The 22,142-nt window shown below is 72.6% G+C and carries 16 protein-coding genes; 3 read left to right on the top strand and 13 right to left on the bottom strand.

Annotation, left to right across the window (positions count from 1 at the left end; all coding sequences use genetic code 11):
* Both AC07A4_RS21635 and AC07A4_RS21630 read right to left on the bottom strand, forming a co-directional pair.
* On the bottom strand, positions 1–236 hold a 236-nt coding region (locus AC07A4_RS21635), incomplete at its 3' end, for a hypothetical protein (protein ID WP_478601024.1).
* Between the two features lie 405 nt (positions 237–641).
* On the bottom strand, positions 642–1,649 hold the full coding sequence (locus AC07A4_RS21630) for a stage II sporulation protein M (protein WP_478601022.1): 1,008 nt from the start codon (positions 1,647–1,649) through the stop codon (positions 642–644).
* 107 nt (positions 1,650–1,756) lie between these two features.
* Here AC07A4_RS21630 and AC07A4_RS21625 point away from each other — a divergent pair, with 107 nt between their 5' ends.
* Positions 1,757–2,734, top strand: coding sequence for an RDD family protein (locus AC07A4_RS21625; protein WP_478601020.1), 978 nt, complete (start codon positions 1,757–1,759; stop codon positions 2,732–2,734).
* Positions 2,735–2,764: 30 nt separating this feature from the next.
* Here AC07A4_RS21625 and AC07A4_RS21620 read toward each other — a convergent pair whose 3' ends face one another.
* Together AC07A4_RS21620 and ahcY are read right to left on the bottom strand one after the other, a co-directional pair.
* Positions 2,765–3,379: a hypothetical protein gene (locus tag AC07A4_RS21620; protein WP_478601018.1), complete on the bottom strand. Its 615-nt coding sequence runs from the start codon at positions 3,377–3,379 to the stop codon at positions 2,765–2,767.
* Positions 3,380–3,767: 388 nt separating this feature from the next.
* A complete protein-coding gene (ahcY, locus tag AC07A4_RS21615) occupies positions 3,768–5,225 on the bottom strand; it encodes an adenosylhomocysteinase (protein ID WP_478601016.1) in 1,458 nt (485 codons plus the stop codon).
* Positions 5,226–5,605: 380 nt separating this feature from the next.
* Here ahcY and AC07A4_RS21610 point away from each other — a divergent pair, with 380 nt between their 5' ends.
* Positions 5,606–7,675: a fructose-specific PTS transporter subunit EIIC gene (locus tag AC07A4_RS21610; RefSeq protein WP_478601014.1), complete on the top strand. Its 2,070-nt coding sequence runs from the start codon at positions 5,606–5,608 to the stop codon at positions 7,673–7,675.
* Between the two features lie 74 nt (positions 7,676–7,749).
* Here the strand turns inward: AC07A4_RS21610 and AC07A4_RS21605 are convergent, their stop codons facing one another.
* The 7 genes from AC07A4_RS21605 to AC07A4_RS21575 all read right to left on the bottom strand — a co-directional run bounded on the left by AC07A4_RS21605 (position 7,750) and on the right by AC07A4_RS21575 (position 15,780).
* The gene (locus AC07A4_RS21605) at positions 7,750–8,727 is read right to left on the bottom strand and encodes a cation diffusion facilitator family transporter (protein ID WP_478601012.1); all 978 of its coding nucleotides are present in this window, start codon (positions 8,725–8,727) and stop codon (positions 7,750–7,752) included.
* Positions 8,728–8,865: 138 nt separating this feature from the next.
* A complete protein-coding gene (gene manA, locus AC07A4_RS21600) occupies positions 8,866–10,017 on the bottom strand; it encodes a mannose-6-phosphate isomerase, class I (protein ID WP_478601010.1) in 1,152 nt (383 codons plus the stop codon).
* Positions 10,018–10,216: 199 nt separating this feature from the next.
* Positions 10,217–11,374, bottom strand: a complete 1,158-nt coding sequence (locus AC07A4_RS21595) for an SIS domain-containing protein (protein ID WP_478601008.1) — start codon at positions 11,372–11,374, stop codon at positions 10,217–10,219.
* Between the two features lie 84 nt (positions 11,375–11,458).
* Positions 11,459–11,635: a Trm112 family protein gene (locus tag AC07A4_RS21590; RefSeq protein WP_478601006.1), complete on the bottom strand. Its 177-nt coding sequence runs from the start codon at positions 11,633–11,635 to the stop codon at positions 11,459–11,461.
* A 150-nt stretch (positions 11,636–11,785) separates the two neighbouring features.
* Positions 11,786–13,174, bottom strand: a complete 1,389-nt coding sequence (locus AC07A4_RS21585; RefSeq protein WP_478601003.1) for a phosphomannomutase/phosphoglucomutase — start codon at positions 13,172–13,174, stop codon at positions 11,786–11,788.
* A 230-nt stretch (positions 13,175–13,404) separates the two neighbouring features.
* A complete protein-coding gene (locus AC07A4_RS21580) occupies positions 13,405–15,021 on the bottom strand; it encodes an L-lactate permease (RefSeq protein ID WP_478601002.1) in 1,617 nt (538 codons plus the stop codon).
* 333 nt (positions 15,022–15,354) lie between these two features.
* On the bottom strand, positions 15,355–15,780 hold the full coding sequence (locus AC07A4_RS21575) for a DUF3499 domain-containing protein (RefSeq protein ID WP_478601001.1): 426 nt from the start codon (positions 15,778–15,780) through the stop codon (positions 15,355–15,357).
* Positions 15,781–16,042: 262 nt separating this feature from the next.
* Here AC07A4_RS21575 and AC07A4_RS21570 point away from each other — a divergent pair, with 262 nt between their 5' ends.
* The gene (locus AC07A4_RS21570; protein ID WP_478600999.1) at positions 16,043–16,510 is read left to right on the top strand and encodes a metallopeptidase family protein; all 468 of its coding nucleotides are present in this window, start codon (positions 16,043–16,045) and stop codon (positions 16,508–16,510) included.
* A gap of 172 nt (positions 16,511–16,682) precedes the next feature.
* Here the strand turns inward: AC07A4_RS21570 and AC07A4_RS21565 are convergent, their stop codons facing one another.
* Positions 16,683–18,173, bottom strand: a complete 1,491-nt coding sequence (locus AC07A4_RS21565; protein WP_478600997.1) for a DUF5719 family protein — start codon at positions 18,171–18,173, stop codon at positions 16,683–16,685.
* Complete coding sequence (locus tag AC07A4_RS21560) at positions 18,170–21,907, bottom strand: glycosyltransferase family 2 protein (protein ID WP_478600995.1); 3,738 nt, start codon at positions 21,905–21,907, stop codon at positions 18,170–18,172. Before AC07A4_RS21560 ends, AC07A4_RS21565 begins: the two co-directional genes overlap by 4 nt.
* Between the last annotated feature and the right edge of the window lie 235 nt (positions 21,908–22,142).

Here is a 22,142-nt window from a genome sequence, read left to right as displayed (position 1 = left end):
CGCCAGCGTTCGTCCTGAGCCAGGATCAAACTCTCCGTGAATGTGTACCCGTAATCGGGTTCAACACCACGAGAGCGGAACAACCAGGAGGAATAGTCCCAGTCGTTCACAGCGTCCTCGCTGTGCGCCTCCCCCGTCACATAGGAGGGGAAGGACTTTTTCAAAGGAACCTCGCCACCGGACCCGTATGGGCCGGTAGACGGGGTATCAACATATCTGGCGTTGACTTTTGGCACGCTGTTGAGTTCTCAAGGAACGGACGCTTCCTTTGTACTCACCCTCTCGGGCTTTCCTCCGGGCGCTTCCCTTCGGTATTTCGTGTTTCCGACTCTATCAGATCTTTCCGGCTTCCCGGTCCGTTCCGATTTCCTCGGTGCCTTTCAGGGACTCGCTTTCGCGTTTCCCTTTCCGGCGGTTCCGACTTTATCAGAAGTTTTGGGCCGGTCTTACCGGCGCTTCATTCCGAATGATCGGGAGTGGCCTCTTGATTGATGAGATTCAAGAAGCAGGCAGATGTTCACTGCCGCCCCTGAGCCATCCAGCTCTAGGCAACTGTTCGAATCTACCTCCCCGGTCCTGCCATGTCAATGACTTTTCCGGGGCGACGAGGAGACTAGCAGCTCAAACGGGTCGTGCGCACATCACGCTGCGGTGGGGACCGCCGCGCTCCGCTCCGAGGCGTCGATGTCGCCCGTCTCGCCCTCTCGGACCGCGCGCCCGCCAAGGACGTAGACGTACGCCAGGAAGGCCAGTTCGGCGACGATTCCGATGCCGATGCGGGCCCAGGTGGGCAGGCCGGAGGGAGTGACGAAGCCTTCGATGGCTCCGGACACCAGGAGGACCAGGGCCAGGCCGATGGCCATGCCCAGGGCGGCGCGGCCTTCCTCCGCCATCGCCACGCGGCGGGTGCGGGGACCGGGGTCGATGAGTGTCCAGCCGAGGCGCAGCCCCGTACCGGCGGCCACGAAGACAGCGGTCAGCTCCAGCAGGCCGTGCGGAAGGATCAGCCCCAGGAAGGTGTCCAGGCGGTCCGCGGAGGACATCAGGCCGATGCCGACCCCCACGTTGAGCATGTTCTGGAACAGGATCCAGATCACCGGGAAGCACAGGAACGCGCCGAGGACCAGACACATGGCCGCCGCCTGGGCGTTGTTCGTCCACACCTGGGCCGCGAACGACGTCGCCGGGTGGCTGGAGTAGTACGTCTCGTACTCGCCTCCCGGGCGCGTCATGTCCCGCAGCTCCGAAGGGGCCGCGATGGAGGACTGCACTTCGGGGTGCGTACCGACCCACCAGCCGATCAGGGCCGCCAGGACCGCGGACAGCAGAGCCGTGGGAACCCACCAGTGCCGGGATCGGTAGACCGCGGCGGGGAAACCGTGCGTCAAGAAGCGCGTGACGTCCCTCCAGGAGGCACGGCGCGTGCCTGTCACCGCACTACGCGCGCGGGCCACGAGCTGGGTGAGGCGTCCGGTGAGCTGAGGGTCCGGGGCGCTGGACTGGATCAAGGAGAGGTGCGTGGCGGTGCGCTGATAGAGGGTGACGAGCTCGTCGACCTCGGGTCCAGTGAGGTGGCGCTGGCGGCGCAGCAGTGCGTCGAGGCGGTCCCACTCCGCTCGGTGGGTCGACACGAAGACGTCGAGGTCCATCGGATTGGCTGCTCCTCGGCTTCTCGTACTGCTCCTACTGCGGCGCGATCACTCATCAGCTTGGCAGACTGGCGGATCCGGGGGTACGGACGGGAAGGACTGCGGGTGTGAGTGAGCTTGTGACGGGCGAGGCGGTGGCGCTGGAGCTGCGTCCCGCGAAACTTCCGAGCCGGGCGCTCGCCATCCTCATCGACCTGATCGTGGCCTGGTCGGTGTATCTGGCCGTGACGCTCGGGCTGCTCGCGGCGACCGCCTCCCTGGACGACGCCGCGGCCGCCGCGATCGCCGTGGCGACGTTCGTCATGGTGCTCGTGGGCATTCCGATCGCCGTGGAGACGCTCAGCCACGGGCGGTCGCTGGGCAAGCTGGCGTGCGGGCTGCGAGTCGTACGGGACGACGGCGGGCCCATCCGGTTCCGGCACGCGCTGGTGCGCGGGGCGGTCGGCGTCGTGGAGATCCAGCTGACGTTCGGAGTGGTGGCGTGCATCGCGTCGCTGGTGTCGGCGCGGGGACGGCGGCTCGGGGACGTGTTCGCGGGGACGCTCATCGTGCGTGAGCGGGTGCCCACGGGGCAGACCGCATACGTGCCCGCCCCGCCGCCCTGGCTCGCGGGGAGGTTCTCCGAGCTTGATCTGTCCGGTGTTCCGGACGGTCTGTGGCTGGCGATACGGCAGTACCTGACGCGGATGCGGCAGCTGGATCCGCAGATCAGCTGGGGCATGGCGGAGAAGCTCGCGGCGGACGTGGTGGCGCGGACGGGCGCACCCGCGCCGGAAGGCGTGCCCCCGGCGGCGTTCCTGGCCGCTGTCGTGCACGAGCGGCAGGCGCGGGAGGTCCAGCGGTCCTTCGGCGGCCCTGGAGCGGGGGGCGGCGCGGTGGCCGCGCACCCGGCGTGGGGCACGCCACCGCCCGCTCCCGGCGCGTGGGGCACGGGCACCCCTGGTGCGCCGACCGCGCCCAGCACCGCCGCGACACCACCGTCTCAGGCCACCGCGCCCTCGGCACCGACGGCACCCCCTGCGTCGGCCTCCGCCGCCGAAGAGCAGGGCAGTCGGCCCGCGACGGGGTTCGTACCGCCCGCGTGACGCCGACGGCGCCGCGCGCCGTGGCTCGTGTCAGCCGAACACCGACGGCGGGGTCTCGAGGTGTTCGAGCTCGATGCCGGGCGCCGCGAGAACGACGTCGCCGCTGAGGTGGACGGCGTGCTGCTCGCCCGTGTCCAGGGCCGTGACCTGGTATTCGTCCACGGTCAGGGGGCCGTTGTCAGTGGCGTGTGCTTCGCTTTTCAGCAGGGCCCAGGACTGGTCGAGGGTGCGCGGGGCGAGGACCGGATCGGTGAAGGCGACCAGGCGGACGCGGGTCGCGGGGGAATCGGGGGTGAGGCGCAGCAGACGTGCGGTGGCGATGAGGAACGCGGGGGACGTCCCGGTGAACGCGTGCGCGGGGGCGTTGTTCTCGCTGGCGTGCGCGCCGGTGGCGTCGGTGCGGACCCAGGTGACGCCGTCGAGGGCGGCGGCACGCACCTGCCAGCCGGAAGCGTTCAGCTCGAGGCGGATGGGGCGGCCGAGTTCGTCGAGGGCCAGGTCGACGGAGCCCGCGTGATCGCCGGAGGGAGTGAGGCGTTGGGCGACGTAGCGCCAGCCGGAGGGGCCTGGCGCGCACTGGAAGTGCTCTTCAGCGAGGGGGGTGTGATCGTGCGGATCGTGCAGCGAATAGCGACCGCGGGGCATGGGGGCTTGGTCCTTGTCGGGGGATGTGCGTGACCTGGGGCGTTCCGGCGGTGGGGCGGCGCGGTGGCGGCGGGTCCGCGAGCGCGTGACCGGCGGCGGGCCCGGCGCGCTGCCCCGCGCCACCGGGCGTGGGCACCACCGCCGCTGTCATGGCGGGAGTGCATGTGTTGCGCCCCGCGCCGCCAGGCGTGGGCACCACCGGGGCTGACCGGGAGCGCTACGGCGGCAGGCCCCCGCCGGAGGGGCGAGGGCCTGCTGGAGTCGTCCTACTGCCTGCCGGTCGTCCCGGCGGCCGTGCCGAGGGGCACGGTGCGCCGGGCGGCCACCGGCCGGGGTCCGGGCCGGGCAGCCCGTGTCGGGGCGGCCCGGACCGGGATCGGCCGAAGGCTCAGTAGCGGTAGTGGTCCGGCTTGTAGGGGCCCTCGACCTCGACGCCGATGTACGAGGCCTGCTCGGGGCGGAGCGTCGTCAGCTTCACGCCGAGCGAGTCCAGGTGCAGGCGGGCGACCTTCTCGTCGAGGTGCTTGGGGAGCACATAGACGTCGGTCGGGTACTCGTCGGGCTTGGTGAACAGCTCGATCTGGGCCAGCGTCTGGTCCGCGAACGAGTTGGACATCACGAAGGACGGGTGTCCGGTCGCGTTGCCCAGGTTCAGCAGGCGGCCCTCGGAGAGGACGATGAGGACCTTGCCGTCAGGGTGCGTCCAGGTGTGGACCTGCGGCTTGACCTCGTCCTTGACGATGCCCGGGATCTTCGCGAGGCCGGCCATGTCGATCTCGTTGTCGAAGTGGCCGATGTTGCCCACGATCGCCTGGTGCTTCATCTTGGCCATGTCCGAGGCCATGATGATGTCCTTGTTGCCGGTCGTGGTGATGAAGATGTCGGCCGTCTCGACAACCTCGTCGAGGGTCGTGACCTGGTAGCCGTCCATCGCGGCCTGCAGGGCGCAGATCGGGTCGATCTCGGTGATGATCACGCGGGCACCCTGGCCGCGCAGGGACTCCGCGCAGCCCTTGCCAACGTCGCCGTAGCCGCAGACGACCGCGGTCTTGCCGCCGATGAGGACGTCCGTGGCGCGGTTGATGCCGTCGATGAGCGAGTGGCGGCAGCCGTACTTGTTGTCGAACTTCGACTTGGTGACGGCGTCGTTGACGTTGATCGCCGGGAACAGGAGCTGCCCGTCGCGGTGCATCTCGTACAGCCGGTGGACGCCGGTCGTGGTCTCCTCGGTGACGCCGCGGATCTCCGAGGCGAGCTGGGTCCACTTCTGCGGGTTCTCAGCCAGGGTGCGGTGCAGCGTCTCGAGGATGACGCGGTGCTCGTCGGACTCGGCGGTCTCGATCGCCGGGACCTTGCCGTCCTTCTCGTACTCGACACCCTTGTGGACGAGCAGAGTGGCGTCGCCGCCGTCGTCCAGGATCATGTTCGGGCCGCCGGTGGGCGTGTTCGGCCAGGTCAGGGCCTGCTCCGTGCACCACCAGTACTCCTCCAGGGTCTCGCCCTTCCAGGCGAAGACCGGGATGCCCTGGGGGTCGTCCGGGGTGCCGTTCGGGCCGACGGCGATGGCCGCGGCGGCGTGGTCCTGGGTCGAGAAGATGTTGCAGGAGACCCAGCGGACGTCGGCGCCGAGGGCGACCAGGGTCTCGATGAGGACGGCGGTCTGCACGGTCATGTGCAGCGAGCCCATGATGCGGGCGCCGGCCAGCGGCTGGCTGGCGGCGAATTCCTTGCGGATCGACATCAGGCCGGGCATCTCGTGCTCGGCGAGGGTGATCTCCTTGCGGCCGAACGCGGCCAGGGAGAGATCGGCGACCTTGAAGTCCTTGCCGTTGACGGCAGTCGACATGGTGAGCTGCTCCTCGTGATGGAGTCGAGGGTGGGCATGGCTGATCTGCGGCGTCGGGACGCTGAGGTGCACCGGCGCGCGCAGCGCAGTCCGTCGGAGGCCCTCTCTCCCTCGGCCGGTCCGCTGACGGACCGCCCGACCGCCATCAGCAGCGACGTCTGGCACTGTCACGAATCTACACCGATCGGCGCAGCGGGCCACAGGGCGCCCGGAAACGGCTGGTGGCTGAATCGCGACGGTACAACGGTCCGAACAAAGGCACTCGGACCTGGCGGAACCGGGACCTTTGCGCTTTGGTTCCTGTCCCTGTCTGTTGCAGGATGCCTGCAGATCGGGAACATATGCGCGACCTTGTTCGGTCAAGGCGTTAGGAGAACCACGTGACCAGTCCGGCCGACCCCCCGGCGGGCCCCAGCGGGCAGAAGCGGCTGAAGCTGCTCGCGGTGACCGCCTGCCCGACCGGCATCGCCCACACGTACATGGCGGCGGAGAAGCTCCAGCAGGCCGCCGCTGGTCTGGGTGCGGAGATGAAGGTGGAGACGCAAGGATCCATCGGAGCCGAGAACGTCCTCTCTGACAACGATGTCAGAGAGGCGGACGGCATCATCATCGCGGCTGACAAGGACGTCGACCGCGGCCGGTTCGCGGGCAAGCGCGTGCTGTCCGTCGGGGTGTCCGAGGGCATCAGCCACCCCGAGCGGCTGATCGAGCGGGTGCGGAGCGCGCCCGTGCAGGACGGCGGCGGCTCCGGAGGCGGGGGCGGGCAGCAGGCCGCGGGCGGCGGGGGCGGCCGGGAGCGGAGTGTCGCGTACAAGGCGCTGATGAACGGCGTGTCGTACATGATCCCGTTCGTCGTGGTCGGCGGTCTGCTGATCGCGATCTCGCTGTCGCTCGGCGGGCACACCGACCCGAAGGGCGGGCTCGTCATCCCGGACGACTCGTTCTGGATGCATGTGAACCAGATCGGTGTCATCGGGTTCACGCTGATGGTGCCGATCCTGTCGGGGTACATCGCGTACGCGATCGGGGACCGGCCTGCCCTGGTGCCGGGCATGATCGGCGGGTGGATCGCCAATACCGGTGAGCTGTACGACTCCAAGGCGGGGGCGGGCTTCATCGGGGCGATCGTGACCGGGTTCCTGGCCGGGTACCTGGTGCTGTGGATCAAGAAGGTCAAGGTCCCGAAGTTCGTGCAGCCGATCATGCCGATCATCGTGATCCCGATCGTCGCCACCAGTGCGCTCGGGCTGTTCTTCATCTACGTCATCGGGAAGCCGATCTCGTGGGTGTTCGAGCATCTGACGGACTGGCTCAGCGGGATGACGGGGACGAGCGCGATCCTGCTCGGGGCGATTCTCGGCCTGATGATCGCGTTCGACATGGGCGGGCCGGTCAACAAGACGGCGTTCCTGTTCGGCGCGGGGCTCATCGCGACCGGCAACCAGACCGTCATGGGCATGTGCGCCGCCGCGATTCCGGTGATGCCGCTCGGGCAGGGGCTCGCGACGCTGATCCGCAAGCGGCTGTACACCGAGCAGGAGCGGGAGACGGGGCTCGCGGCGATGTTCATGGGGTTGTTCGGGATCTCGGAGGGTGCGATTCCGTTCGCTGCCGCGCGCCCCGCGCAGGTCATTCCGGCGAACATGCTCGGCGGCGCCGTGGCCGGTGCGATCGCGGGTCTCGCGAGCGTGAAGGACGCGGTGCCGCACGGCGGGCCGATCGTGGCGGTGCTCGGCGCGATCGGCGGCGTCCCGATGTTCTTCGTGGCCGTGGCCGCCGGAACGGTGGTCACCGCCCTCGTCACCGTCTCGCTGGTGGATCTGAGCGAGCGCAGGAGGCGCGGGCAGTCGCCGCTGGGCGGAGCGGGCGGCCCGGAGCCGGTCCTTGCCGGGGTCGGTGCAGGTGCTGGGGCTGGTGCTAGTGCTGGTGCTGCTCCCTCCCCCGCCGCGGCGGCTCCCGCTTCCGCTCCCGCTTCCGCTCCCGCTTCCGCGCCCGAGGTCCTCTCCGGCTATCTCACCGGGCAGACCGTGAAGGTCGGGCTCGACTCCGGGGACAAGGAGGCCGCGATCCGCGAGATGGCCGGGCTGCTCGCCCGTACCGGCAAGGTCGACGACGTCGAGGAGCTCGTACGGACCGCGCTGGCGCGCGAGGCGCAGGGAACCACGGGGCTCGGCGAGGAGATCGCGATCCCGCACGCCAAGACCGACGCGGTGACCGCGCCGGTCGTCGGGTTCGCGCGGTCCGCCGAGGGCATCGAGTGGGGCTCCCTGGACGGTACGAAGGCCAAGCTGATCTTCATGATCTCGGTGCCGGAGGCGGCCGCGGGCGACGAGCACCTGCGGATTCTCGCGCTGCTCTCCCGCAAGCTGATGGACACCGGCTTCCGGGAGCGGCTGGTGGCGGCGCCGGACGAGGCCGCGATCCTGGAGGTCCTGCGCGAGGTGCGGTGACCGCGCCCGCGGTCAGCGCGAAGGGGCCCGCACCGGGTGGTGCGGGCCCCTTCGCCGTACGGACGCGTACGACGTCAGTGGTCGTTCTCCGGGGCCGGGCCGCCCGGGGACTTGGCCGGGTTGGTGCCCGCCGCGGCGGCCTCCGCGCTGTAGATGTCCGGCTCCAGGTAGATGACGCGGGCGATCGGGACGGCCGCGCGGATGCGGTCCTCGGCCGCGTTGATCGCCTCGGCGACCTCGCGGGCGGTGTCGTCGTGCTGGACGGCGACCTTGGCGGCGACGAGGAGTTCCTCGGGGCCGAGGTGGAGCGTGCGCATGTGGATCACGCCGGTGACGGTGTCGCCGTCGACCAGGGCCTGCTCGATCTTCGCGACCTCTTCGGTGCCCGCGGCCTCGCCGAGCAGCAGCGACTTGGTCTCCGCCGCCAGCACGATCGCGATGAGGATCAGCAGGACGCCGATGCAGAGCGTGCCGATGCCGTCCCAGACGCCGTCGCCCGTGGCGAGCGCGAGGCCGACACCGCCGAGGGCGAGGACGAGGCCGACGAGGGCGCCGAGGTCCTCCAGGAGGACGACGGGCAGCTCGGGGGCCTTGGCGCGGCGGACGAACTCCTTCCAGGAGAGCGAGCCGCGCAGGGCGTTGGACTCCTTGATGGCGGTCCGGAAGGAGAACGACTCGGCGATGATGGCGAACACCAGGACGCCCACCGGCCAGTACCAGTGCTCGATCTCGTGCGGGTGCTTGATCTTCTCGTAGCCCTCGTAGATGGCGAACATGCCGCCGACGGAGAAGAGCACGATGGAGACGAGGAACGCGTAGATGTAGCGCTCGCGGCCGTAGCCGAAGGGGTGTTGGGGGGTCGCCTCGCGCTGGGCCTTCTTGCCGCCGAGGAGCAGCAGGCCCTGGTTGCCGGAGTCGGCCAGGGAGTGCACGCTCTCGGCGAGCATCGACGACGAGCCGCTGAAGAGGAACGCCACGAACTTGGCCACCGCGATCGCGAGGTTGGCGGCCAGCGCCGCCACGATCGCCTTTGTTCCGCCTGACGCACTCATGTGTGCCCGTTGTCCCTTCGGTTGCGTGCCCCGCCTGCCGCGTGACGCGCGTACGTTCGTCCTGCCGCGGCGGCCGGGCGCCCGTGGGGTCCGGCCGTGCGGTGGGTCATTGTTGCAGCACGGGAGGCGTGGGGTGGTTCAGGCGACCACAGTGGCGCGGAAAACGGTGCCGCCACCGGACACGCCCGCCTTTTCACCCGCGGGGACGAACACGGACTGACCGGGCGTGAGGGCGATGTCGCCCGCGCGGACCTCGCCCGCCGTGCAGAGCAGGATCTGCGGGGTCTCGGCGGTGAGGTCGTGCGGGGCGCCGCCTTCGGGCAGCACGAAGCGGGAGAGGCGGAACTCGTCGATCGGGGTGTCGTAGACCTCTTCGCCATCGGCTGCTGCCTCTGGGCGCAGCACGCCGGGGTCGGTGGCCTCGAAGCGGACGACGTGCAGGAGTTCGGGCACGTCGACGTGCTTGGGGGTGAGGCCGCAGCGCAGCACGTTGTCGGAGTTGGCCATGATCTCGACGCCCATGCCGTTCAGATAGGCGTGCGGGACTCCGGCGCCGAGGTAGAGGGCCTCGCCGGGCTGGAGCTGGACGTAGTTGAGCAGCATGGCGGCGACGACGCCGGGGTCGCCGGGGAAGTGCCGGGCCGCGTCGGCGTACGGGGCGTAGGCGCCGCCGAGGCGTTCGGCGGCGGCCGCGGTCTCGGTGACGGTGGCGGCCATCTCCTCGCGGTCGGCGGTGAGCACGGCCGTGAGGACCTCGCGCAGGGCGGCGTCCTCGGGCTGGGCGCGCAGCAGGTCGACGTACGGCTTGAGCGAGTCGACGCCGAGCCCGTCGAGCAGGTCGGCGGCCTCGGCGGGGGCGCGGAAGCCGCACAGGCCGTCGAACGGCGTGAGCGCGCAGAGCAGTTCGGGCTTGTGGTTGGCGTCCTTGTAGTTGCGGTGGGGCGCGTCGAGGGGGATGCCGCGGTGTTCCTCGTCCTCGTATCCCTCCCGTGCCTGTTCCAGGTTCGGGTGTACCTGTACGGAGAGGGGGGCGCCGGCGGCGAGGATCTTCAGGAGGAAGGGCAGGCGGGGGCCGAACTTGTCGGCGGCGCGGGCGCCGAGCTCGCGGCGGGGGTCCTCGTCGATCACCTCGTTGAGCGGTCCGCGCTCGGTGCGCGAGGGCGCGCCCGGGTGGGCACCCATCCACATCTCGGCCTGCGGCTCGCCGGTCGGCTCGGCCCCGAGGAGGCCCGCGATGGCGGTGGTGGATCCCCAGGCATAGGGGCGGATCGTGTTGGTGAGGCGGTCCACGGCTGGGTCTCCCTTACGGGCTCGCGGTGACGCGGGGTGCGGGTGGGGTGCGCGGGTTGGGGGTGCGCGGGTGGAGTGCGCGGGTGGAGTGCGAACTAGTGCGGTGCGCGCGGGTGCGGTGCGCGCGGGTGCGGTGCGCGCGGGTGCGGTGCGCGCGGGTGCGGTGCGCACAGGTGCGGTGCGCACAGGTGCGTTCCGGTCATGATCGGTCCCCGGAGGCGAGTGCCAGGTAAACGGCGGCGAAATCCGTGATGGCGATCAGCTCGGCGAGGCGTTCCAGGTCGTCGCCGTCCTCCGGGTCGAGCTCGCTGAGCGCGATGTCGTGGCTGTGGACGAGCTCGCGGGCGGCAGGCGCGGCGGTCAGGCCGCCGGTGTCGGCCGCGCGGTCGCGCAGCAGGACCACGCGGGCCCGCAGCGGCGAGGGGTCCTCGACGCGGTCGCGGAAGAAGTCGTCGCCGTCGGCGGCGGGCGCGGCGAGGCCGCGCGCGAGCAGCGAGGCGTGCGCGGGCAGCGCTTCGGGCAGTTCGGCGGTGAGCGCGGGGTGCCCCGCGAGCTCGGCGAGGGCGGCGGCGAAGCGGCGGCCCACGGGGCCCGCGGTCTGGCCCTCGGTCCAGAGCAGCGGCAGCGCGTCGGCCAGCTCGGTGGCGAGGGTCTTGGCGGGGTTGCTGTACGTGGCGATGGCGGGGCCGCAGCGCTCGGCGACGCCGTCGAGGCGGTCGGCGACCTTTTCGAGGGTCTCGACGGGGGCGGCGACCAGGCCGGTGCGGTCGAGGAGGGCGAGGAGCGGGGTGAGCAGCGCCCACAGGGTGCCGGGGGCGGCGGCGACCGCTTCCGGCTCGTCGGCGCCGTCCGTGCCGGGCCGCGGCGGTGGGGCCATGGGGACGACGAGGCCGTGCGAGCCCGCCACGCCGTCGGCGAGGGGGGTGCGGTTCGGGGCCACCGCGACGACGGTGCAGCCGCGGCGGTAGGCCTGCTCGGCGAGGAGCGTGAGGCCCGGTTCGGTGCCGTCAGGCGTGGCGATGAGCAGCAGGTCGACGGGGCCGGCCCAGCCGGGCAGGGTCCAGCGCAGGGCGCCCGCGGCGGGGGCGACGCCTTCGGGGGCGAGGCGGACGACGGGGCAGCCGGTGCCCACGAGCGCGCCGAGGAGGTCGGCGACGCCGGTGGCCGCGGTGCCGGGGCCCGCGATCAGGATGGCGCGCGGGCGGCCGTCCGGCTTCAGTTCCGTGAGCCCGGACTCCGTGGCGTGCCGGACGGCGGTCCGTACCCGGGCGCCCGCTTCGGCGGCGCCGCGCAGCAGGTCGTGCCGGTCGGCGCGGGCGAGGTCGTCGGGGGCGTCAAGGAGCGACTCGTCGAGCATGGGGGCGGCCTCCGATCGCCGGGCGCGGCAGGGGGTGCGCTGGTGGGGCGTACGCGTGTCGTGCGGCTCGCCCTGTGTCGATCCTTACTCGGGTCGGCGGGCCTCGTCGACCAGGAGCACGGGGATGCCGTCACGGATCGGATACGCCAGGCCGCAGTCGGTGCCGCCCGCCGTGCAGACCAGCTCGGCGTCCGTCTCCTTGAGGGGGGCGTGACAGGCCGGGCAGGCGAGGATCTCCAGGAGGCCGGCTTCGAGCGGCATGGGGTGGTCCCTTCGGGGTGGTCGTTTCGAGCGGTGCGGCCCGTTCAGCCTATCGCTGGCCGGGGGATTCGGGCGGGGGCGGGGGCGCGCCCCCGCCCGTCGCGCCGTGCGGAGCGCCTGCCCGTGGACTCCGGGCCCGGCGGCGAGCGGCTACGCCCTGATGATGGCCAGGGCCGCGTCCCGGACCTGTTCCATCGTGCGCTGGTCGCGGGCCTCGGCGTTGAGGCGCAGCAGCGGCTCGGTGTTCGAGGCGCGGACGTTGAACCACCAGTCGGCGGTCGTGACCGTCAGGCCGTCGAGCTCGTCGAGGGTGACGCCTTCCTGGCCCTCGTACGCGGCTCTGATCGCGGCGAGGCGGGCGGACTGGTCGGCCACCGTCGAGTTGATCTCGCCGGAGCCCTCATAGCGGTCGTACTGCTCGACCAGGGCGGAGAGCGGGCCGTCCTGGCCGCCGAGCGCGGCGAGGACGTGGAGGGCGGCCAGCATGCCGGTGTCCGCGTTCCAGAAGTCGCGGAAGTAGTAGTGCGCGGAGTGTTCGCCGCCGAAGATGGCGCCGCTCTTGGCCATCTCCTCCTTGATGAAGGAGTGGCCCACGCGCGTGCGCACGGGCGTGCCGCCGTTCTCGCGGACGACCTCGGGCACCGACCAGGACGTGATCAGGTTGTGGATGACCGTGCCCGAGCCGCCGTGCTTGGCGAGCTCGCGGGAGGCGACCAGGGCGGTGACGGCCGACGGGGAGACCGGGGCGCCGTTCTCGTCGACGACGAAGCAGCGGTCGGCGTCGCCGTCGAAGGCGATGCCGAGGTCGGCGCCCTCCTCGCGGACGCGCTTTTGGAGGTCGACGATGTTCGCCGGGTCCAGCGGGTTCGCCTCGTGGTTCGGGAAGGTGCCGTCGAGTTCGAAGTACATCGGTACGACAGTGAGGGGGAGGCCTTCGAAGACAGTGGGGACGGTGTGGCCGCCCATGCCGTTGCCCGCGTCGACGACGACCTTGAGGGGGCGGATGGCGGTGAGGTCGACCAGGGAGCGCAGGTACGCCGCGTAGTCCTTGAGGGTGTCGCGGCTGGTGAGGGTGCCCGGGGTGGCCGCGGGCTCCGGGGCGCCGGACCCGGCTCCAGAGGCGGACGCGGACGCGGTCCAGGACTCGACGAGCGCGCGGATGTCGGCGAGGCCGGTGTCCTGGCCGACCGGGGCGGCGCCCGCGCGGCACATCTTGATGCCGTTGTACTGCGCGGGGTTGTGGGACGCCGTGAACATCGCGCCCGGGAGGTTCAGCTCGCCCGAGGCGTAGTACAGCTGGTCCGTGGAGCACAGGCCGATCTGGGTGACGTCCACGCCGCGGGCGGCCGCGCCGCGCGCGAAGGCGCCGGAGAGGCCGGGCGAGGAGGGGCGCATGTCGTGGCCGACGACGATCGCGTCCGCGCCCGTCACCTGTGCGAAGGCCGCGCCGAACAGTTCGGCCAGGGATTCGTCCCACTGGTCCGGGACCACCCCGCGTACGTCGTACGCCTTCACGATCTGGGACAGATCTGCAGCCACGGTCAGCCCTCTCTCCAACGTTCTGCGATGTGCGTTCCGGCATGCGCCCAAGGCGCCTGGGACGAGAAGCCTCACTGCGGTCTTCACTCCGGCGGACCCCAAACTACCCGCAACCGCTGACGGCCGGTTGTGCAGGCGTGACAGATCCGGGGCGGGTCAGGGGCAGGTCCGGGTCGCGTCGGGGTCGGAGCGCGGCCCGGATCAGGGCGGGGTCGGGGTCGGGGGCGGTTTCAGGGCAGCATCCAGCCGAGGACCGCCGTGCTCTGGGCCACCACGATCAGGCACATCACGAGGAGGAGTCCGATGCTCCAGGGCAGCACTCTGCGCAGCAGGTCGCCTTCCTTGCCCGCGAGTCCGACGGCGGCGCAGGCGATCGTCAGGTTCTGCGGGGAGATCATCTTGCCGAGCACGCCGCCGGAGCTGTTGGCGGCCGCGAGGAGTTCGGGCGAGAGCCCCGACTGTTCGGCCGCGGTCACCTGCAGGGCGCCGAAAAGCGCGTTCGCGGAGGTGTCCGAGCCGGTGACGGCGACGCCGAACCAGCCGAGCACCGGTGACAGGAACGCGAGCCCGGCGCCCGCGTCGGCCACGAAGTGCCCGATGGTGGCGGCCTGTCCGGAGAGGTTCATGACGTACGCGAGGGCGAGCACGCTCGTCACCGTGAGGATCGCGAAGCGCAGCTCGTGGACGGTCGCCGCCCACTCCCGTGCCGCCACGCGCGCGTGGACGCCGAGCACGGCGGCCGTGCCGATGCCCGCGAGCAGCACGAGCGTGCCGCCGGTGGCCACGAGCGGCAGCGAGAAGGCGTTGCCGCCGACCGGGTCGCCCGTGGGGCCGGCGACGTCCAGGAAGGGCCAGTCGAAGGTGCGGGTGGCCTTGGCCAGGAAGTCCTTGACGGGCGGGATCTGGGCGACGGAGAAGATCGCGACGATCAGGGCGTACGGGGCGTAGGCGCGCAGCACGTCCGCGCGCGGGTCCTCGTGGTCGAGGTCCTCGCTGCGGGCGCCGGTCAGGACGGCGGCCCGTACCGGCTCGGCGGCGGGCCTGCGGGCGGACGGCACGACCACCAGGGCGCCCGCGCCCGCCAACGCGGCCGCGATGTCGGCCAGTTGCGCGGACACGTAGTTGGAGGCCGCGAACTGCGCGACGGCGAAGGCGAAGCCGCACGCCAGGGCCGGTACCCAGGTCTCGCGCAGGCCGCGCCGTCCGTCCACGAGGACGACCAGGAGCAGCGGCACGACGAGCGCGAGCAGCGGCGTCTGACGGCCGACCACGGTGGCGACGGTGTCGAGTGGGATGCCGGTGACCTGGGCGAGGGTCACCACGGGCGTGCCCATGGCGCCGAAGGCCACGGGCGCGGTGTTGGCGACGAGGGCGACGACGGCGGCGCGCACCGGCTCGAAGCCGAGCGCAACGAGCATCACGGCGCTGATCGCGACGGGTGCCCCGAACCCGGCGAGGGCCTCCAGGAGCGCGCCGAAGCAGAAGGCGATGACGAGCGCCTGGATGCGCGGGTCGTCGGAGAGGCGCCCGAAGGAGCGGCGCAGGATGTCGAAGTGCCGGGTGCGGACGGTCATCCGGTACACCCACAGGGCGTTGACGACGATCCACAGGATGGGGAAGAGGCCGAAGACGGCCCCTTGGGCGGCGCTGGACACGGTCTGGCCGAGGGGCATGCCGAACACGAGCCAGGCGACGGCGACGGCTACGGCGAGGCCGGTGAGTCCGGCCCGGTGCGCCTTCATGCGGACGGCGCCCAGGAGGACGAGGACGGTGAGCAGGGGCAGTGTCGCGACGAGTGCGGACAGGCCGAGCGAGTCGGCTACGGGCTCCAGTTCCTGGACGAACATGCGGGCCTCCCCGGGTTCCGTGATCACTCACGGGTGGGGGAATGGTCAGCTCCGCGTCGACGGGACGTCAATGGGGCGTGAGGGGTTGGCTGTTCGGAGGGTGCGCGCGCCGCTGCCTACGGGGAGGGCGGTTGGGGGGCAGTGCGTACGGAGAGGGGCGCTACGGCGTTCTGCCTACGGAGAGGGGCGCTACGGCGTTCTGCCTGCGAAGAGGACCGCTACGGCTGCGAAGAGCTACGAAGCGCTGCCTACGAAGACGCCCGCTGCCGAGCATCGCCAGACCAAGTCGCCAAACCAAGTCCCAAACCAAACCAAAGGGGTGCCGAAGAGGGCTCAGGGCTCCGGGGAGCGCAGCACCCGGAGGTGGCCGCGGCGCGCGACCTCCATCGGGTCCGCCCCGCGTCCCCCGCTGCCGCCCGCCTCCGCGGCGCGCTGCTGCGGCCGGGCCGCCTCCCGCACGGCGTTGGCGAGCGCTTCGAGGTCGTCACCGCTGGGACGGGCCGGTCCTGAGGCGTCGGCAAGGCGGACGACCTCCCAGCCGCGCGGCGCGGTCAGGCGCTCGGAGTGCTCGGCGCACAGGTCGTAGCAGTGGGGTTCGGCGTAGGTGGCGAGGGGGCCGAGGACCGCGGTCGAGTCGGCGTAGACGTACGTCAGCGTCGCGACGGCGGGTCGGCCGCAAGCGGTGCGCGAACAGCGACGTACAGGGCTCACGACGTTGGACGGTACCGCACTCTTGAGCGGGCCGCGACGACTCTCCACCAGGTCACTCCCCCGTGTCGTGCTGTGCTCCCGCGTCCAGGGTGTCCGGAAAGCACCACTCTGACCTGCGACGACGCAAGGGGCCAGAGGGGTGAGCGGTGTTGAACCCGGTCACCACTAGGAACAAATACTGCCAATCAGGGCGAGGTCGGCGGTCCTGGAGAGATACACAATCGAGCTCAAGCTTGGCTGGAATGGTCAGGAAGCGACATGCCGTGCTCTGTGCGGAAAGGCCGATCTCGAGGACTACGCTTCCCCAGTGATGGACGACCCCGTACAGCCCCGCTCAGCCGAGCCGAGGCCCCGACGCCGCGACCGCCACGGCCGGGGCATGCGCGGCCCCGTGGCGCCGCCGCAGGTCCCTCTCTCCACCAGCCGCGCCGAGGCCTTCACCGACCTCGTGCAGGACTCCGTGGAGCGCCTCGAGCGGCGCTGGCCGCAGCTCACCGAGATCGACTTCCTGGTGCTCGAGGTGCCGCCCGTCGTGAGCGGCGGCCCGGGCACCGCCCCGGAGGAGGAGTGGAACGGTGACGGGGTGCCGCTCGGGGGGACGGTTTCCGCCTCCGAGGGGCGGCCCGCGCGGGTGGTCGTGTACCGGCGGCCTGTGGAGATCCGTACCAAGGGGCGGGACGAGCGGGCCGCGCTGGTGCACGAGGTTGTCGTGGAGCAGGTGGCGGAGCTGTTGGGGCTCTCGCCGGAGTCTGTGGATCCGCGGTACGGCGAGGACTGACCGCCGGGTCCCTCGCGGGGCGCCCCAGGCCCGCCCCTTCCCGAACCGGGGGCTGGCCGCCCCCGGGCCCCGCCCCACAGACATTGGCGCTTCGCGCCTCGTCCTCAAACGCCGGACGGGCTGAATCTCGCGCTTGCGCGCTTGTCCTCAAGCGCCGGACGGGCTAGAACCGCTACTTCTGCAGTACCTCCAGGTTCTGCTTCGCCTTCGGTACCGCCACCGTTCCCCTGTCGTCCGGGAGGGGCTGGATCGTGAACATGGGGATGTCGTTTTCGGGGAGTTCCAGGGTGCGGGAGGCGTGGACGGGGGCCGTGGACTGGGGTTCCAGGGTGAGGGCGTAGGAGCCCTTGAGGCCTGCGGGGACGGGTGGGGTGACCGAGAGGGTCGTGCCCGCCTTGACCGTGTACGTCTTCGTCGTGGGGTCGCCGGACTCCGTGCCCGCGGACGCGGTGACCTTGACGCGGGCGGTCCTGTCGGGGGCCGTGAGGGAGAGCGTGGTGCCCTTGGCGCGGTTGTCGGCGGCCGTGGCGCGGGTGCCGACGGCGGCGGTCGCCGGGATGAACGCCGTCTCCTGCTTGCTGCCCTTGCCGCGGGTGACGCGGAGGGCCGCGACCACCGGGACGGGGTCCTCCGTGGGGGTGAGGATCAGGGATCCGGCCTCGCCCTTGGTGACGTCACCCAGGTCGACGGCGGCCGTCATGCCGGACTTGACGTGCAGGGTCTCGTGCCCGGCGGGGGTGATCGGCCCGGTCGGTGAGGCGAGTTGGACCTTCAGGTCGGCGTCGTCGGCGCCGGGGGCGAAGGCGACCAGACGGACCGAGGTGGCGTCCTTGGGGATGCCGGGCAGCACCAGGCGGGGCGCCGGGTCGGCGGCCGGGGGCAGCCAGTCGCCGCCGAGTTCGTCGTCCAGGGAGTGCACGGCGGCGGCCACGCGGCCGCTGCGCACGGTCACGTGCGCCGTGAGGTTGGTCTGCGGCTTGGCCGTGAGCGTCGACAGGAGCACCGGGAAGCTGGAGTGCGGCTGCACCTGGATGGACTCGCCCACCTCGGCCTTGAGCGCGCCGTCCCGGCCGTACAGCTCGATGTCCACGACCGCCGCCGCGTCGTCCGGGTTCGCCAGGTGGACGTAGTCGTTGCGGCCCTTGGCGGAGCTGGCGCCCGGGAACCAGAAGTCGGTGTCCGGTGCCGTGCAGGCGGTGCCGTGCAGGCCCCGGCCCGCGCCCGCGCTGACCGAGGTGGTCTGCTGGACGGCCCAGCCGGGCGCGAGGCGGCCGTCGGCGTCGCCGATGAGCGCGGGGGCCTCCGCGCCGGACTCCTCGCCGGAGACGGGCTTGCCGGGCTGCTTCTGGGTCAGGAACGGCTTCGCGCCCTTGCCGGTGGCCCCCTGGGGCGCGTCCGTCAGCTCCTTGATGACGGGCGCCAGTTCGGCGCCGCCCGCGGGTCCCTTGGCGGTGTCCTTCGACGCGGGCGTGAAGGCCGTGTACGTCGTCTCCGCGAGGTCGGAGGAGCTGGGCTGCGGGCACAGCAGGCTCGTGCGCTCCACGGGCAGCCGCTTCGCCGCCTGGGGGCCGTCGTCACCCGCCGGGGCGTTGACGACGGCGAAGCCGGTGACGGCGGCCAGGGCGGCCGTCACAGCGAACAGGGACACGGTGGTGCGGTTCACTGCTGGCTCCCGTCGGGGCGCTCGCTGTCGGTGCCGCGCGGGGGCCGCGGCGGCATCGGCGGCTGCTGCGGATGGGCGGCGTCCGGGGCGTCGTACGTCTGGCCGTAGGCCGGGGCCTGGCCCGTCTCCGCGCCATAGGCCTGGCCCGGGTCCGTGCCATAGCCCTGGTCCGTGCCGTAGGCGCCGTACGTGCCTCCGTAGGCGTACGGGTCGTACTGGGCGCCCTGATAGGCATCCGTCTGGTACGCCTGGTCGTAGCCGCCTTGCGCGTACTGCCCGCCCTGGTACTGCTGTTCGCCGCCGTGGTCGGCGCCCGCGTGGGCGGGCGTCTGCCACTCGCCGGGTACGGGGGCGTTCGAGGGCTGCGGCGGGGTGTGCTGCTGCGGGACGCCGCCCAAGGCGGCCTCTTCGGGGGCGCGGTCCGCGAACGGGCTCTCCTGGGATGCCGGTTCGCCCTGGGCCCGCAGCCTGCGCGCCCTGCGGCCCTCCCCCGTGACGGCCTGCGCGGGCACGGCCACCTCGTCGTCCGGCAGGTCGTCGTCCACGTCGCGGCGGCGCCCGGGAAGGGCGAGGACCACGAGGACGAGGGCGAGCGCGCCCTGCGTCCACAGGAGCATCGTGTGGGCCGTCGACGGCTCGTAGGTGACGGCCAGGCGGCCGCCGGACGCGGGCAGTTCGAAGCCCTGCGCCCAGCCGTCCACGGTGGTCCGCTTCAGCGGCTGGCCGTCCAGGGTGGCCGTCCAGCCCGCGTCGGCCGCGTCGGCGATGCGCAGGACGCGGCCCCCCTTGCCCGCGGGGATCGTGGTGTGCACCTCGACGGGGCCCGCGGCGACCGGCTCGGGGTCCTTGGTCCCGGCGACGATGACGGCGCGGGCGACCTGGCGGTCCACGCGCCACAGCGCGCTGCCGTCCTCCTGGCTGAGCCGGGTCAGGCCCGGCGTGGCGTCCAGGGTGCGGCTCAGCTGACGGGGCGCGCCTTCGCGGACGAGGACGTAGCGCACCGCGTAGCCGCGCAGCTGGTCGGCCTGGTGGGCGCCGGAGCCCGCGAGGAGGCGGGCGACGATCCGGTCGAGGCGCGCGTCCGAGCCGTCCTCGGCGGCCAGTTCGGCGTCCCCGAGGCGGGCGCCCGCGCCGCGCACGAGCGTGTAGGCGACCTCGGAGGCGGAGTCGCTGTCCAGGACGAGGGTGCGGGCCTGGTCCTGGGTGCCGCTCTCCTCGGCGACGAACGCGGGCACCTGTACGGGGTCGCGGCGCTGCACCGGACCGTCGGCGCCGCCGATCATCCAGCCCGCGGCGGCGAGCAGCGGGCCCGCGGCCGCGGCGAACGCGATGAGCGCGGCCACCGGCTGGCGCCAGCCGAAGCTCTGCTCGGCCACGCGCGCGCGTGCCCCGTCGGCGCCGAGCGCGGCGGCGGCGAGCAGCGCGATGCCGTAGGCGAGGGTGGCGGGGCCCGCCCACGCCGAGCCGTTCGACAGGACGGCGAACACCAGGGCCACCAGCGCGACGGCCCAGGCGGCGCGGACGGCCGTCTGCCGCTCGCCGCGCAGCAGGGCGGCGAGCGCGGCGAGGACGACGCCGATGAGCATCAGGCCGTGCACGGTGCCGGGGCCGCCGGGGCTGGCGCCGAGCAGGTCGAGCGCGGACGCGGCGCCAGGGCCGTACTCCAGACCGGCCTCCCGGAAGAAGCCGAACGGCAGCAGCGTCAGGGACCACGGCGCGAGCACGAGCAGCGGAGTGCCGAGCGCGGCCAGGAACCGGAGCCCGTAGGCGACGGCGTCGCCGCGGCGAAGCGCGAGCACCAGGAGGCCGAGGACCAGGGCGATCGGCCACACGATCGGCGTGAAGGCGGTGGTGACGGTCAGCAGCAGCGCGTACGCCCAGGTGGCGCGCCAGCTGCCGCGCGTGCCCTCCGGGGACGAAAGGCCGCTCGCCGCCGCTCCCGCGCGCGCGATGAGCGGCAGCAGGACGGCGAGGACGGCGGTGCCGACGCGGCCGCCCGCGAGCGCGCCGGTGGCGGCGGGCAGGAAGGCGTACGCGATGGACGCCCACGCGCGCAGCAGCCGCGAGGTGACCAGGGGCCGCGAAGCGAAGTACGCGACGACGCCCGCGAGGGGCACCGAGCCGATCAGGAGGACGGTGACGGCGAGTCCGCCGGAGCCGAACAGGAGGGTCGCCAGGGTGGCGAGGAGCGCCAGGTAGGGCGGCGCGGCGTCGGTGCCGCCGATGCCCACCGGGTGCCAGGCGTCCGCGTAGCGCGACCACAGCCCGGAGGCGTCGGCGGGGGCGGGCAGCAGCGCGCCGCCCGCGAGCGCCCCGCCGCCGAGCAGGGCGCGGCAGGCGACGAGCGACACGAGCAGGAGCAGCAGGAAGAGCAGCGGCCCCGGCTTGCGGGCGACGCGCTTGAGGCGGGCGAACTGCTCGACCTCCAGGAAGTCGGCGTCGTCGCCGCCGGGGCCGGACTCGACGGCTCCGTGCCGCCCCGCGGCGGACACCTCGGGGTCGGAGTCACCGGAGACGGCGCTCGCGACCTGCTCGACGGTGGCGCGCACGGTGGCTCCGGGCGGCGGGAACAGCGGCCGCATCTCGCCCGCGCCGACGACCGGATCGCCGCGCTTCTTGCGGGCGCCGAGGACGCGCTCGGGCCGCAGCAGCGTGCCGAAGAGCCCCGCGACCTCGTCCAGGGCCTGGCCGGGCGCCTTGCCGAGGAGGAGGCCGAGGGTGCGCAGCAGGGTGCCGATGACGAGCCGCAGCAGGACCCAGGGCAGGACGGCCGTGCGGGAGTTGACGAGGAGGGTGTAGACGGCGCCCGCCTTGTCCACGCGGTGCGGGGAGGTGGCCGTGCGGCCCACGCAGTCGACGGTGCGGCGCTCGCGGGAGGCGGCCTCCGCGTGGCGTACGACGGCCTCGGGGGCGACCAGGACGCGGTGTCCCGCGGTGTGCGCGCGCCAGCACAGGTCGACGTCGTCGCGCATGAGCGGCAGTCGCCGGTCGAAGCCGCCGAGCCGTTCGTAGACGTCGCGCCGGATCAGCATGCCCGCGGTGGACACGGACAGGACGGGCCGTACGTGGTCGTGCTGGCCCTGGTCCTGCTCGCGGCGGTCGAGGCCGGTCCAGCGGCGGCCGGAGTGGGCGATGGAGACGCCGACTTCGAGGAGCTGCCTGCGGTCGTACCAGCCGCGCAGCTTGGGGCCGACGATCGCGACCTCGTTGCCCGCCTCGCGCTCCATCTCGACGGCGCGCAGGAGTTCGGCGAGGGCGCCGGGCTCGGGCGCGCAGTCGTCGTGCAGGAGCCATAGCCACTGCTCGGGCTCGCCGTGGGGCAGCTCGGGCAGGTCGTACGCGTCGTCGCGCCAGCTGCGGCTGACGGGGTCCCAGCCGCTGGGGCGCTTCAGGTACGGCAGGTCCTCCGGGGTGAGCACGGGCGCGGTGCGCACGGCCTCGTCGACGGCGGTGCCGAAGCCGGAGCGGCGGGCCAGGTGCAGCACGCGGTCGTCGCCGAGGGCCTCGGTGACCAGGCGCGCGGAGTCGTCGGCGCTGCCGGTGTCGGCCGCGATCGCGTTCTGTACGGGGCGGTCCTGGCCGAGGAGTCCGGCGAGCGCGTCGGGCAGCCAGCGGGCGCCGTCGTGGGAGACGAGCACGGCGGTGACGACGTGGCGCGGGAACTCGGGAGGGCTCGCCGGGTCGAACCCGGCGGCAGCGGCTTCGCGGGCTGCGGGGTGGCTGTGCACGGACATCGAGGTACGGGCCCCGGTTCGATGGACTGTGGTGGACGCCCGCGCCGGGTGGGGGCGCTGTGGCGTCTCGGACGGGGCCCCACACTAACGGCTGGCACCACAACAGCCCGCCGCCTGTGGACAACCGGGGGGCGACGGGCTGATCGACGTGTTATCGACATGCCGGGGAGTGGGCGGCGCGTGCGGTATAGGGCGCCTCGCGGTCGCGGCCCGGTCCCGCCCTTCTTCGCGCACG

Source organism: Streptomyces sp. NPDC043996, assembly GCF_056435225.1.
This window is presented reverse-complemented; position numbering and strand designations above follow the sequence as displayed.

Coding starts and splice junctions, on each gene's coding strand:
- AC07A4_RS21620 (WP_478601018.1), bottom strand. CDS start 3,379: ATGCCCCGCGGTCGCTATTCGCTGCACGATCCGCACGATCACACCCCC.
- AC07A4_RS21560 (WP_478600995.1), bottom strand. CDS start 21,907: ATGTCCGTGCACAGCCACCCCGCAGCCCGCGAAGCCGCTGCCGCCGGG.
- AC07A4_RS21580 (WP_478601002.1), bottom strand. CDS start 15,021: ATGTTCGTCCAGGAACTGGAGCCCGTAGCCGACTCGCTCGGCCTGTCC.
- AC07A4_RS21605 (WP_478601012.1), bottom strand. CDS start 8,727: ATGAGTGCGTCAGGCGGAACAAAGGCGATCGTGGCGGCGCTGGCCGCC.
- AC07A4_RS21630 (WP_478601022.1), bottom strand. CDS start 1,649: ATGGACCTCGACGTCTTCGTGTCGACCCACCGAGCGGAGTGGGACCGC.
- AC07A4_RS21595 (WP_478601008.1), bottom strand. CDS start 11,374: ATGCTCGACGAGTCGCTCCTTGACGCCCCCGACGACCTCGCCCGCGCC.
- AC07A4_RS21590 (WP_478601006.1), bottom strand. CDS start 11,635: ATGCCGCTCGAAGCCGGCCTCCTGGAGATCCTCGCCTGCCCGGCCTGT.
- AC07A4_RS21570 (WP_478600999.1), top strand. CDS start 16,043: ATGGACGACCCCGTACAGCCCCGCTCAGCCGAGCCGAGGCCCCGACGC.
- ahcY (WP_478601016.1), bottom strand. CDS start 5,225: ATGTCGACTGCCGTCAACGGCAAGGACTTCAAGGTCGCCGATCTCTCC.